We start from the raw sequence: 12501 nt of genomic DNA, 5'->3' as shown, positions 1-12501 counted from the left end.
AGGTTCAGACCGGGTCGGCATGCACCATCACATCCGCTTGCGGATAACGCTGGCGGATCACCCGCGAGGCTTCCACGCACAGCTCATGGGCATCATGCAGCGGCAACTGCCCGGGCAAATCCAGGTGCAGTTGTACGAACCACTGGTTGCCCGACAGCCGCGTACGCAGGTCGTGCACGCCTTTGACCCCGGGAATGGCCAACACCAGCGCGGCCATTTCCTCGCCCACATCGCCGGGCAGCTCCTTGTCCATCAGGATGGCGATACTCTCGCGCGCGATCTGCAGCGCGCTCCACAGGATGTAGAGGGCAATGCCCAGGCCGAACAGCGCATCCAGCTGCGGCCAGCCGAAACGGGCCAGTAACAGCGCCAGCAGGATGCTGCTATTGAGCAGCAGGTCCGAACGGTAGTGCAGCGAGTCGGCCCGGATCGCCGTGGAGCCGGTCAGGCGGATGACCTTGTACTGGAAGGCCAGCAGGGCGACCGTCAGCACGAGTGACAGCAGCATCACCGCGATACCGATGCTGGTATCACCCAAGGGTTGTGGCGTATGCAGGCGCTCGACCGCCTGCACGCCGATCAATACGGCACTGACGCCGATGAACAACGCCTGCGCCATGCCGGCCAAGGCTTCGGCTTTGCCATGCCCGAAGCGGTGGTCGTCATCAGCCGGGCGCAGGGCGTAGTGCACGGCCAGCAGGTTGAGGAACGAGGCGACGGCGTCCAGTGCCGAGTCGGTGAGCCCGGCCAGCAGGCTGACCGAGCCGCTCAGCCACCAGGCCAGCGCCTTGCTCACTACCAAGATGCCGGCCACCGCCAGCGAGGCGCGGGTGGCCAGGCGCAACAGGCGCTGGTGTTCAGCCGGGGTGGTTATCATCCGTGGTCAGGTCCTTGTGGTTCAGGCTGCTGGCATCAGGCCAAGGCTGGCCAATTGCTCGACACTGCCGCGGTGCTGGATAAGCCGCGGGTCGTCAAGCGGCAGGCGCTGGCCCAGTTCGGTTTCAAGAATGGCCTGCAGTTTCAGGTTGTCGACCTTGCCATCCGGGCTGACGGCCTGTTGCAGTTTTGCCGGATCGACCTGGGCGGTGTGGCCCCCTGGGTAGTAGATGGCGCCGGTGGCGAAGTCGATGCCGAAGGCGATCAGCCCGGGGATCACGTAGAAGAGGATGCCGATAGCGTCCATGGCGGCAACCACCGGGTCGATCTTGCCACCGATCTGGCCGCGACGGTCCGGGTAGAAAATGGTGCCGCAGGCGGTCAGTTGGGTCAGCAGGGTAACCACGAGTGCGCCACCGATGGCGCGGGTTGGGATGCGCATGACAATCTCCGAAAGGGTATTCAGCAGGGCAAGCGAAGCGCCTGCGCCTGATGCTAAGACCATGATAGGGCAGGCTGGGTTCGCCGTTATACTCGCCAGACTGTTCGAGGACCACCATGATTTCATTACCCATTGATGCGGCCTTGCCCGCTTTGCGCCAAGCCTTGCAAACCCGCGACGAAGCGGTGCTCGAGGCGCCCCCGGGGGCGGGCAAGACCACCCGTGTGCCGCTGGCGTTGTTGCACGAGCCTTGGTTGGCCGGGCAGACCATCCTCATGCTGGAACCCCGGCGCCTGGCCGCCCGCGCGGCGGCCGAGCGGCTGGCCAGTGAGCTGGGTGAGCAGGTTGGGCAAACCGTGGGCTACCGCATCCGCCTGGACAGCAAGGTGGGCCCCGGCACCCGTATCGAAGTGGTCACCGAAGGTATTCTTACCCGTCGCCTGCAAGCCGACCCGGCACTGGAAGGGGTGGGCTTGCTGATTTTCGACGAATACCACGAGCGCAGCCTGGATGCCGACCTGGCGCTGGCGCTGAGCCTCAACGGCCGTGAGCTGCTGCGTGACGACCCGCCCCTGAAAATCTTGCTGATGTCTGCCACGTTGGAGGGCGAGCGCTTGTCACGCTTGCTGGATGACGCGCCGGTCGTGCGCAGCGAGGGCCGCGTGCACCCGGTGGATATCCGTTGGGGGCGGCCGTTCCAGCCGGGGGAATTCATCGAGCCCCGGGTCGTGGAAAGCGTGCTGCATGCGCTGGCCGACCAGGCGGGCAGCGTGCTGGTGTTTCTGCCGGGCCAGGCCGAGATCCGCCGGGTGCACCAGCATCTGCAAGAGGCCTTGGGCGAGCGCCCCGAGATCCTGCTGTGCCCGCTGCATGGCGAGCTGGACCTCAGTGCCCAGCGGGCTGCCATCGACCCGCCGCCGGCGGGCCAGCGCAAGGTGGTGCTGGCCACCAACATCGCGGAAACCAGCCTGACCATCGAGGGCGTGCGGGTGGTGATCGACGCCGGCCTGGCCCGTGTGCCGCGTTTCGACCCAGGTAGTGGCATGACCCGCCTGGACACCCAGCGGATCTCCCGCGCCAGTGCCACCCAGCGCGCCGGCCGTGCCGGGCGCCTGGAGCCGGGCGTGTGCTACCGCCTGTGGTCCGAGGCCCAACATGACCAGCTTCCTGCCTACGGCACTGCCGAGATCCTGCAGGCGGACCTGGCCGGCCTGGCCCTGCAACTGGCCCGCTGGGGCGTCACCCCCGAGCAGTTGCGCTGGCTTGACCAACCACCCGCGGCCGCCTTCGCTCAGGCCCAGGACCTGCTGGCGCGGCTGAACGCGTTCAAGCCAGGCCGCCGCGACAGCCTCAGCGAGCACGGCCAGGCCATGGCCGAGCTGCCGGCGCATCCACGTATTGCGCACTTGCTGCTGCGCGGCCAGGCGCTGGGCCTGGCACAGATGGCCTGCGATGTTGCGGCGCTGCTGGGCGAGCGGGATATACAGCGCGGCGGTGGCGCAGACCTGCACAGCCGGTTGGCGCTGGTCAGTGGCGAGAGCCAGGCGGTACGGGGCGGCCAGGGTGGCGTGCAGCGTGCCCGGCAACTGTCGCGCCAGTACCGTGGCCTGCTACGGGGCAAGGCCAGCGCGGCGGTCGCCGACCCGGGCCACCCACGCTGGCTGGGTGCACTGCTGGCACTGGCCTACCCCGACCGCGTTGCCCAGCAGCGCCGCGAAGGGGGAGCCGAGTACCGCCTGGCCAATGGCCGAGCGGCGCTGTTTGCCGAGGTCGATGCCCTGATGAAGTGCCCGTGGCTGGTAATCGCCGACCTGGGTAGCCGCCAAGGCCAGCGTGAAGAGCGTATCTACCTGGCCGCAGCGTTCGATCCCAGCCTGTTCGAGGATGTGCTGGCCGAGCAGGTGGAGCAGGTCGACATGCTCGATTGGGACGAACGTGAACAGGTATTGCGCGCCGAGCGCCAACTCAAGGTGGGCGAGCTGGTGCTCAGCCGTGAGCCGCTGCCAGGCCTGGATAACGACGCCAAAGCCCGCGCGCTGATTGGGCTGGTCCGCCGCAAAGGCTTGAACCTGCTGACCTGGACGCCGGAACTGCGCCAGTGGCAGGCGCGGGTGGCACTGCTGCGCCACCTGGACCTGGCCGGGCAGGGCCACAGCGAGTGGCCCGACCTCAGTGACGCGGCCTTGCTCGCCAGCCTGGAAGACTGGTTGCAGCCGTATCTGGGCAAGGTCTCCCGGCTGAGCCATTTCGCCGCCCTGGACTTGCCATCGCTGCTGCGCAACCTGTTGCCCTGGCCGCTGCCACAGCGCCTGGAGGAACAGGCCCCGGCACACCTTGCCGTGCCCTCTGGCTCGAACATTCGGCTGGACTACAGCGAGAATCCGCCGATCCTCGCCGTGCGCCTGCAAGAGTTGTTCGGCCTGGCCGACACCCCGCGCATTGCCAACGGCCGCCAGCAGGTCAAGCTGCACCTGCTGTCACCGGCACGGCGCCCGGTGCAGGTCACCCAGGACCTGGCCAATTTTTGGCGTACGACCTACGCCGAGGTGAAAAAAGACCTCAAAGGGCGCTATCCCAAGCACTACTGGCCAGATGACCCACTGGTGGCAGAGGCCACGGCCCGGGCGAAGCCGCGGGGCACCTGAAGGCGGCGCGGTGCCCCTGCGCGCTGGCAGGCGACCGGGAGGGCGCCCTCAGGCGCCGGCTTTTTCTTCGAGCAACATGAACAGCCGGTAGAGCACCACGGTGCTGAACAGCTGCAGGAAGCCGCTGAGGCTGTCCATGGCCAGCTCCATGGCCGGCGATGGCTCGGGGAACGCCATGAGCAGCAACCCGTCGATCAGCCAGATCGGTGCCAGCACCGCGACCACGCAAACCATGATGCGCATGAAATGCCCGGTGGTCATGCTGGCGCTGTCGCGCATCGCCTGCACCACCGGCCGGCCACGCAGTACCAGCAGGTACTCGGCGAACACCAGGTTGATCATGATCCACACGCCTGGGAAGACGAACAGGGCCAGGCCCGCCATGATCAGCAGCGAGCTGATCAGGATCAGCAGGGCCAGTTGCGGCCATAGCTGCAAGGCGCGGGCGAACAGGTCGCGCTTGGCGATGTCCTGGCCCTGGCTACGGGTGTCCAGGTACAGGATCAGGGCGGCGCTGTACAGCGGATAGCACAGCAGGCTGATCAGCATGCCGTAGGCGGGCGATGCCTGGTCGCCCAGTTGCCGGTACAGCAGTTGGGTGAGCAGGGCCTCCAGCACGACCAGCGGCAGGCACAGCTGGATGATGTTCGGCAGGTGGCGGCGGAAAAAGTACAGGGAGTCGCGCAGGACGCTCAGCGGATTCATCGGGCTATATCGCATGGCAGTAAAAACAGGTGCATCACTTTAGCCCAAAGCAGGCGTGGCGCTGTCACTTGCTGAAAAATGTTTCACCCTTGCAGCGATTGAATCGCGCGGCGCAACGCCCCATCTTTGAGGTTGTCCGTTGTCCCGCTACCCATGAGGTCGCCCCATGAACACTGAAGAACAAACCCTGATCGACGGCCTGTTCGGCCGTCTCAAGCAAGCCGAAGACCCCAGCCAGCCGCGCGACCCGCAGGCCCAGGCCTGCATCGAGCAGCACCTGCGCCAGCAGCCGGCGGCGCCTTACTACATGGCCCAGGCGATCCTGGTGCAGGAAGCGGCGCTCAAGCGCCTCGACGAGCAGAACAAGCAACTGCAGGCCGAGCTGGAACAGGCCCGTGCCCAGGCGGCCCAGGGCGGCAACAGTGCGCCCAGCGCTGGCGGTGGCGGTTTCCTGTCCAGCATTTTTGGTACGGGCGGGCGCACTGCAGCGCCGCCGGTGCAGCCACAGCGGCCAGCGCCTGCGGCGGCATCGGCTGGCGGCTGGCGTGAGCCGGCGGCACCGGCCTACGCGCAACCGATGGCACAGCAGCCTGGCGTGGGCGCTGCGCCGGCACGCAGTGGTGCCAGCAGCTTCCTCGGTGGGGCCATGCAGACCGCCGCCGGTGTGGCCGGTGGTGTATTGCTGGCGCAAGGTATCAGCAGCCTGTTCAACCACAACTCCCAGCCCGAAGAGGTGGTCGAGGTGATCAAGGAAGAGCCTGCGCCGGCCAGTGACAGCGGTGGCTGGAATGACCAGGGCGGGCAGCAGCAAGTGGCCGACAACGGTGGCTGGGGCAGCGACCAGGGTGGGTACGCCGACACCGATTACAGCAGTGATGACGGTGGGTTCTTCTCGGACGACGACTCCTACGTCTGACAGGTCTGGCATACTGCTAGCATTTCCGGGGCAGCGCAGCGGCCCCGGCATTCCAGGCCAGACAAGAGGTTCCCAGGTGAAAAAGATCGCGCTGTTCGCCGATGTGCAGAACCTCTACTACACCGTGCGCCAAGCCCATGGTTGCCATTTCAACTACACCGCCCTGTGGGCCGATGTCTGCCGCGAAGGGCAGATCGTCGAGGCCGTGGCGTATGCCATCGACCGCGGCGACAGCAAGCAGCAACAGTTCCAGCAGATCTTGCGCAACCTTGGTTTCGACGTGCGCCTCAAACCCTTCATCCAGCGCAGCGACGGCTCGGCCAAGGGTGACTGGGACGTGGGCATTACCCTGGATGTGATCGATGCCGCCAGCCGGGTCGACCAAGTAGTGCTGGCCTCGGGTGACGGCGATTTCGACCTGCTGCTGGAGCGGGTGATCCAGCGCCACGGCACTGAGGCGGTGGTGTATGGTGTGCCCGGGCTGACGGCGCTGTCACTGATCCGTGCCGCCAGCCGCTATGTACCCATCGAGGGTAAGTTGTTGCTCAAGCACTGAGGTCATTCGTGGAACGTATCGCTGTCATCGACTTTGAAACCACCGGCATTTCCCCTGGTGCCGGCTGCCGCGCCACCGAAGTGGCGGTGGTCATGCTGGAAGGCGGGCGTATTGTCGAGCGCTACCAGAGCCTGATGAACGCCGGTGTGCCGGTACCCGCATTCGTGGCCGGGCTGACCGGCATCACCACGGCGATGCTGCGCAGTGCGCCGCCGGTCGACAAGGTCATGAACGAGGTGGCCGAGTTTGTGGGTGAAACCCCGCTATTGGCGCACAACGCCGCGTTCGACCAGAAGTTCTGGGACTACGAGCTGGCGCGCATCGGCCGCAGCCGCAGCCAGTCATTTGCCTGTTCGCTGTTGTTGTCGCGGCGCCTGTTGCCGGCAGCGCCGAACCACAAGCTGGGCACCCTGACCCGCTGGGCGGGGCTGCCGAACACCGGTACTGCGCACCGGGCCATGGCCGATGCCGAAATGGCCGCCAACCTGATGCAGCACCTGGCCGGCGTGTTGCGAGAACAACATGGTGTGCAGCAGCTCTCGCATGGCCTGCTGTGCCGGTTGCAGAAAACACCGGCAGCCAAGCTGCGCGAGGCGCTGGTCAAGTATGCTTGAGGCGTGTTCGGCGCTTGCTTCAAGCGGCGCCCGCTTCAAACCGAACGCACCGAAAGTGTGCCGCTCATTTCAAGCCATTCTGTAACTTCTGTTCGCTCAGGCAGGCCCCTAGACTGTTCACCCGTAAACGGATTTCGAGTGTTCCAATGCCTGCCTCCCGTCGCATTCCCTGGTTGCTCATCGGCGCCTTCCTGGCGCTGTACCTGGTCTGGGGCTCCACCTACCTGTTCATCCGCATTGGCGTCGAGAGCTGGCCACCGATGCTCATGGCCGGTGTGCGTTTCCTGATCGCGGGTAGCCTGCTGTACGGTTTTCTGCGCTGGCGCGGTGCGCCGGCACCCACGTGGCCGCAATGGCGGGCTGCCGGGGCAATCGGCTTTCTCCTGCTAAGTTGCGGTAACGGCGGGGTAACGGTGGCCGAACACGCCGGCGTGGCCTCGGGGGTGGCGGCCCTGGCGGTGGCGACGGTGCCGCTGTTCACCTTGCTGTTCGGCCTGCTGTTCGGGCACCGCAACTCGAAACTGGAGTGGGCAGGCATTGCCCTTGGGCTGTTGGGTATCGCCCTGTTGAACCTGGGGTCCAACCTGCAGGCGAGCCCGATTGGCGCAGCGCTGATCATTTTTGCCGCGGCCTCGTGGGCATTCGGTTCGGTGTGGAGCAAAAGCCTGCCCCTGCCACAGGGGCCAATGGCCAGTGCCGCCGAAATGCTGGTGGGTGGCGCAGTGCTGTTGTTGGGCAGCCTGCTGTCGGGCGAGCGCATGACGCAGGTGCCAAGCGCTGCCGGCTGGGGCGCGTTGGCCTACCTGGTGTTCTTCGGCTCTATCCTGGCCTTCAGCGCCTATATGTACCTGCTCAAGCACGTGCGCCCGGCAGCTGCCACCAGCTATGCCTACGTCAACCCGGCCGTGGCGGTGCTGCTGGGGATCCTGTTTGCCGGTGAACAGATCGGTGCCGAAGAGTGCGTGGCGATGGCGGTGATCATTGGCGCAGTGGTGCTGATCGGCCTGCCGCAGTGGCGCAAGCCTGCCAAACCCGTGTTGCCGTTGAAAGGCGAAATCTGCAAGTAGGCAGGGGCGATGCGGTAAACTTGCCGGCTTCGCTGAACCCCTGACGGTATTGCCATGAATTTCGCCCAACTCGGCCTGATCGAACCGCTGCTGCGCACCTTGCAGCAGCTGGCCTACACCACCCCAACCCCGGTGCAGGCCAAGGCCATTCCCGCCGTGCTGGCCGGCCGCGACCTGATGGCCGCGGCCCAGACCGGCACCGGAAAAACGGCAGGCTTTGCCCTGCCGGTACTGCAGCGCCTGGCCCTGGAAGGCGAGAAAGTGGCCAGCAACTCGATCCGTGCCCTGGTGCTGGTGCCGACCCGAGAGCTGGCCGAGCAGGTGCACAACAACGTGCGCGAGTACGCCGAGAACCTGCCGTTGAGTACCTATGCGGTGTACGGCGGGGTCAGCATCAACCCGCAGATGATGCGCCTGCGCCGTGGCGTCGACCTGCTGGTCGCCACCCCTGGCCGGCTGCTCGACCTGTTCCGGCAGAACGCGGTCAAGTTCAACCAGGTGCAGACCCTGGTGCTGGACGAAGCTGACCGCATGCTCGACCTGGGCTTTGCCGAAGAGCTGCAATCGGTCTATGCCGCGTTGCCACGCAAGCGCCAGACTTTGCTGTTTTCCGCCACGTTCTCCGAGCAGATCCGCATGCTGGCAGGGCTGGCCCTGAATGACCCGCTGAGTATCGAAGTCAGCCCACGCAATGCCGCTGCCGCCAGCGTCAAGCAGTGGCTGGTACCTGTGGATAAAAAGCGCAAGGAAGACCTGTTCTGCCACCTGATGCGCAAGCAGCGCTGGAAGCAGGTGCTGGTATTTGCCAAGACCCGTAACGGCGTCGACCAGTTGGTGGCGCGCTTGCTGGCCGAGGGTGTGAATGCCGATGGTATCCACGGTGACCGCCCGCAGGCGACCCGCCAGCGCGCGCTGGACAGCTTCAAGGCCCGGGAAATCCAGGTGTTGGTGGCCACCGACGTGGCTGCCCGTGGCCTGGATATCGACGACTTGCCGCTGGTGGTCAACCTGGACCTGCCCATCGTTGCCGAGGACTACGTGCACCGTATCGGCCGCACCGGGCGGGCCGGCAACAAGGGCGAGGCGATTTCGCTGGTGTGCGCCGATGAAGTGCAACTGCTGGCGGCGATTGAGGTGCTGACCCGCCAGACCCTGCCGCGTCATGAAGAACCGGACTTCATTCCGGATCACCGGGTGCCGATGACCGACGCCAGTGGCCAGGTGATCAAGAAGCCGAAGAAGCCCAAAAAGCCCAAAGAGAACAGCGCCAAGCGTGGCTTGGGGCGCTGGTTGGACAGCACCGAGGGGGGCAATGCCGAACCTGCGGTGAAGGCGGTGCGCAAGGTACCTAGCTTCAATGGCGGGCCGCGCAAGCGCAAACCCTAGCCTCGCGGCGCCCACACTGGGGCGGTGTCAGCCCTTGGATTTGAGCCATTGTGCAGCAGCCCGCCCGGCGTGCTGCCCGCTGGCAAAGCATGCGGTGAGCAGGTAGCCCCCGGTCGGTGCCTCCCAGTCCAGCATCTCGCCGGCACAGAACACCCCCGGCATGCCTTTGAGCATCAGCCCTGCATCCAGCCCCTCGAAACGGACACCGCCGGCGCTGCTGATCGCTTCATCCAGCGGTCGCGTGCGCACCAGGGTGATTGGCAGGGCCTTTATCGCCTGCGCCAACGCTTCAGGGCTGGCAAAGGTTGCAGGGTCGGTCAGCTCGCGCAACAGTGCGGCTTTTACCCCATCGATACCCAGCTGGCTGTGCAGGTGCTTGGCCATGGAGCGCGAGCCCCGTGGCCTGGCCAGTGCCTGGGCAACCTTGTCCACAGGCTTGTCCGGCAACAGGTCAAGCAACAACACGCCCCGGCCATCGCGGTTGATGGCCTCACGCACCGGCGCCGACCAGGCATACACCAGGCTGCCTTCCACACCTTGCGCGGTGAGGATGAACTCACCTTTGCGCGGTGCACTGCCAGGCACGCTGAGGGCGATGTTCTTCAGCGGCGCGCCGGCGAACTTGTCTTTCAACAGCGCGCTCCAGCCGGCCACCTCGAAACCGCAGTTGCTCGGTTGCAGGGGCGAGATATCCACAGCCCGTTCGGCCAGCAGCGCTTGCCAGCTGCCGTCGGAACCCAGGCGCGCCCAACTGCCGCCACCCAGCGCCAGCACAAGCACAGCCGCGTTGACCAGGCGCTCGCCCTGTGGATAAGCGATCCGCAAGGCCCCCTCGGCGTTCCAGCCGAGCCAGCGATGGCGGGTGTGGATAACTACCCCGCTGTCGCGCAGGCGCTTGAGCCAGGCGCGCAGTAACGGGGCGGCTTTCATGTCGGTGGGGAATACCCGGCCTGATGTGCCGACGAAGGTCTCGATGCCCAGGCCGTGAATCCACTGGCGCAAAGCCTCCGCGTCGAACTCGCCCAGCAGCGTGCCGATTTCACCTTGGCGTTCGGCATAACGGGCCACGAACGCGGGGTAAGGCTCGGAATGGGTGATGTTCATGCCGCCGACACCGGCCAGCAGGAACTTGCGGCCCACCGAAGGCATGGCATCGAACACCTCGACCGCCAAGCCTGCCTGGGCCAGGGCTTCAGCGGCCATCAGGCCGGCGGGGCCGCCACCGATGACGACAGCAAGGGGAGGCGATGCGGGGTTGAAATCGGGCATGGTGGGCAGCAGGCTGTGGAAAAGAGGCGCATTCTAGCGCAGCGCTGCCCCCGGAAGCACTGGTCAAAAAACAACCAGTCTTCTGCAGGCCTTGCTGGTCAAGGCCTGCAGCGGCTTTCCCGCAGGTTATCCACAAGCGGTTCCACAGTCATTGTGAACAACCGATGACACGCGCTGCGCTGTGGTGAAGGATGCCGTGGCGTTTGGCCAGGGCCACCCGGTCTTTGCTGTAGCCGCCGCCGATCACACCCATTACCGCAATATCGCGGCCCAGGCAGTGGCGCAGCACGGCCTCGTCGCGGGCGGCCACGCCGGCGTCCGTCAGTTGCAGGTAGCCCAGCGCGTCGTCCTTGTGCACATCGACGCCGGCGTCGTACAGCACCAGGTCGGGCTGATACAGCGGCAGCAGGTAGTTGAGGGTGTCGTCCACCACGTTCAGGTAGGCGGTGTCGCCCATGCCCCGCGGCAGGGGAATGTCCCAATCGCTGTTGGCCTTGCGTGCCGGGAAGTTCTGTTCGCAGTGCAGCGAGACCGTGATGGCCTCCGGGGTATCGTGCAGGATGCGTGCGGTGCCGTCGCCCTGGTGCACGTCGCAATCGAAGATCAGCACCCGCTGGACGCGGCCGGCCTCCAGCAGGTAGCGGCTGATCACTGCCAGGTCATTGAAGATGCAGAAGCCGGCAGGGTGGTCGTAGTGGGCATGGTGGGTGCCACCGGCCAGGTGGCAGGCAACGCCATGCTGCAGCGCCAGTTCGGCCGTCAGCAGCGAGCCGCCCACGGCCCGGACGGTGCGCCGGGCCAAGGCTTCGCTCCAGGGCAGGCCGAGGCGACGCTGGTCTTCGCGGGACAGCTCGCCATTCATGTAGCGTGCGATGTAGTCGCGGTCGTGGGCCAGGGCGAGGATATCGTTGGGGCAGATGTCCGGGCGCAGCAAGGCCTGGTCGGTGGTCAGCCCACTGTCGACCAGGTGGTCGTGCAGCAGGCGGAACTTGTCCATCGGGAAGCGGTGCTCGGCAGGGAACTCCGGGCTGTAGTCTTCGTGGTAGATCAGCGGCAACGGCATGGGGGAGGTCGCGGTCAGGGCCAGTGCTGATCTTGCCATGGCCGGGGCAGCTTTGCTGCCCAATCGCCGGCAAGCCGGCTCCCACAGGAACCGCATCAGGGCTGACTGGTGTTTGCCACAGCACCTGTGGGAGCTGCCTTGCCGGCGATGAGGCCCGAGCAGGCCACTGCTATTTTGCGGCGCTGGCCAGCACCCGCTGCCAGTCGGGCTCATTCAGGCGGCCGAGGATGCGTGCCTTGCCGTTACCGTCCACCGACACGAACAGCGCGCTGGCGTAGGCGCTTTCGCGCTCGCCGCCGGCCACGTGCTGCTGGCGGGCGAAGTGATCGATGCAGCCGTTATGGGTCACCAGCACCAGGTTGTGCCCGGCATGTTTGTGCGCCATTGCATCGCTGGCAAACTGGCTGTCGCAGCTTTCCAGCCAGTCTTCGCTGGCCACCGCCTGGCCGAGGATGAAGTGCGCGGTTTGCCGGGTGCGCAGTTTCGGGCTGCTGAGCAGGTCGGTGTTGGCCAGGCCGAGTTGGTGCAGGCCTTGGCCCACCCGCGTGGCAGCCTGGCTGCCGGCCACGGTGATGCCGGTGGGGTCGTCCAGGCACGGGCCCGGGGCGCTGTCGCAGCGTTCGGCGTGGCGGATCATCACGATCACGGCACCCTCGGCCCAGTTCTGCAGCAGGCCGCTGTCACTCAGTTGTTGCTCGTTGCCAAGGTCCACGATATGCGTCCTCGTCGCCAGCCAGGTGGTCAAGGCCGCCACGACCATGCACAAGCCAAGGGCGGCACCAAGGGCTTTGCGAGACAGGCGCCGTTTGCGCCGGGCGTGAATGGCAGGGTGCCCCAGGGTATTGCTCGATAGCATGCGTTGCTCCAGTGACAGGGCCGTGGCGGGCACGGCAGTGATGGCGGCATTTTGCTAAGCGAGCTGTCGGGGGGCGGTGAAGGGCGTGTGAAAATTGCATTCGGTT

The 12501-nt window shown here is 66.0% G+C and carries 12 protein-coding genes; 6 read left to right on the top strand and 6 right to left on the bottom strand.

Annotated features, from left to right (window positions below; translation table 11 throughout):
- Positions 1-4: 4 nt before the first annotated feature.
- Together K4A76_RS20640 and K4A76_RS20635 are read right to left on the bottom strand one after the other, a co-directional pair.
- Positions 5-877 (bottom strand): cation diffusion facilitator family transporter, encoded by an 873-nt coding sequence (locus K4A76_RS20640; RefSeq protein ID WP_009685411.1) that lies wholly within the window; start codon positions 875-877, stop codon positions 5-7.
- A gap of 21 nt (positions 878-898) precedes the next feature.
- Positions 899-1318: a hypothetical protein gene (locus K4A76_RS20635; protein ID WP_029887386.1), complete on the bottom strand. Its 420-nt coding sequence runs from the start codon at positions 1316-1318 to the stop codon at positions 899-901.
- Between the two features lie 116 nt (positions 1319-1434).
- Here K4A76_RS20635 and hrpB point away from each other — a divergent pair, with 116 nt between their 5' ends.
- The gene (hrpB, locus tag K4A76_RS20630) at positions 1435-3963 is read left to right on the top strand and encodes an ATP-dependent helicase HrpB (protein WP_274411055.1); all 2529 of its coding nucleotides are present in this window, start codon (positions 1435-1437) and stop codon (positions 3961-3963) included.
- Positions 3964-4011: 48 nt separating this feature from the next.
- On the opposite strand, the gene K4A76_RS20625 is transcribed toward hrpB, so the two are convergent.
- Positions 4012-4668, bottom strand: a complete 657-nt coding sequence (locus tag K4A76_RS20625; protein WP_009685422.1) for a YciC family protein — start codon at positions 4666-4668, stop codon at positions 4012-4014.
- A gap of 166 nt (positions 4669-4834) precedes the next feature.
- On the opposite strand from K4A76_RS20625, the gene K4A76_RS20620 reads away from it, so the two are divergent.
- The 5 genes from K4A76_RS20620 (at position 4835) to K4A76_RS20600 (ending at position 9207) form a co-directional block, all read left to right on the top strand.
- Positions 4835-5584, top strand: a complete 750-nt coding sequence (locus tag K4A76_RS20620; RefSeq protein WP_274411054.1) for a DUF2076 domain-containing protein — start codon at positions 4835-4837, stop codon at positions 5582-5584.
- Between the two features lie 76 nt (positions 5585-5660).
- The gene (locus K4A76_RS20615; protein ID WP_009681780.1) at positions 5661-6140 is read left to right on the top strand and encodes a LabA-like NYN domain-containing protein; all 480 of its coding nucleotides are present in this window, start codon (positions 5661-5663) and stop codon (positions 6138-6140) included.
- An 8-nt stretch (positions 6141-6148) separates the two neighbouring features.
- Positions 6149-6754: a 3'-5' exonuclease gene (locus tag K4A76_RS20610; RefSeq protein WP_110676596.1), complete on the top strand. Its 606-nt coding sequence runs from the start codon at positions 6149-6151 to the stop codon at positions 6752-6754.
- A gap of 146 nt (positions 6755-6900) precedes the next feature.
- Entirely contained in the window at positions 6901-7821 is a 921-nt protein-coding gene (gene yedA, locus K4A76_RS20605; protein WP_054906076.1) for a drug/metabolite exporter YedA, read from the top strand.
- A gap of 54 nt (positions 7822-7875) precedes the next feature.
- On the top strand, positions 7876-9207 hold the full coding sequence (locus K4A76_RS20600; RefSeq protein ID WP_274411053.1) for a DEAD/DEAH box helicase: 1332 nt from the start codon (positions 7876-7878) through the stop codon (positions 9205-9207).
- A gap of 27 nt (positions 9208-9234) precedes the next feature.
- Here the strand turns inward: K4A76_RS20600 and K4A76_RS20595 are convergent, their stop codons facing one another.
- The 3 genes from K4A76_RS20595 to K4A76_RS20585 all read right to left on the bottom strand — a co-directional run bounded on the left by K4A76_RS20595 (position 9235) and on the right by K4A76_RS20585 (position 12395).
- Positions 9235-10476 (bottom strand): TIGR03862 family flavoprotein, encoded by a 1242-nt coding sequence (locus K4A76_RS20595; protein ID WP_274411052.1) that lies wholly within the window; start codon positions 10474-10476, stop codon positions 9235-9237.
- Between the two features lie 148 nt (positions 10477-10624).
- Positions 10625-11539, bottom strand: coding sequence for a histone deacetylase family protein (locus K4A76_RS20590; RefSeq protein ID WP_009681787.1), 915 nt, complete (start codon positions 11537-11539; stop codon positions 10625-10627).
- Between the two features lie 169 nt (positions 11540-11708).
- Positions 11709-12395, bottom strand: a complete 687-nt coding sequence (locus K4A76_RS20585; protein ID WP_274411051.1) for a histidine phosphatase family protein — start codon at positions 12393-12395, stop codon at positions 11709-11711.
- Between the last annotated feature and the right edge of the window lie 106 nt (positions 12396-12501).

The organism is Pseudomonas sp. NEEL19 (assembly GCF_028751975.1).
Lineage (GTDB): Bacteria > Pseudomonadota > Gammaproteobacteria > Pseudomonadales > Pseudomonadaceae > Aquipseudomonas > Aquipseudomonas juntendi.
This window is presented reverse-complemented; position numbering and strand designations above follow the sequence as displayed.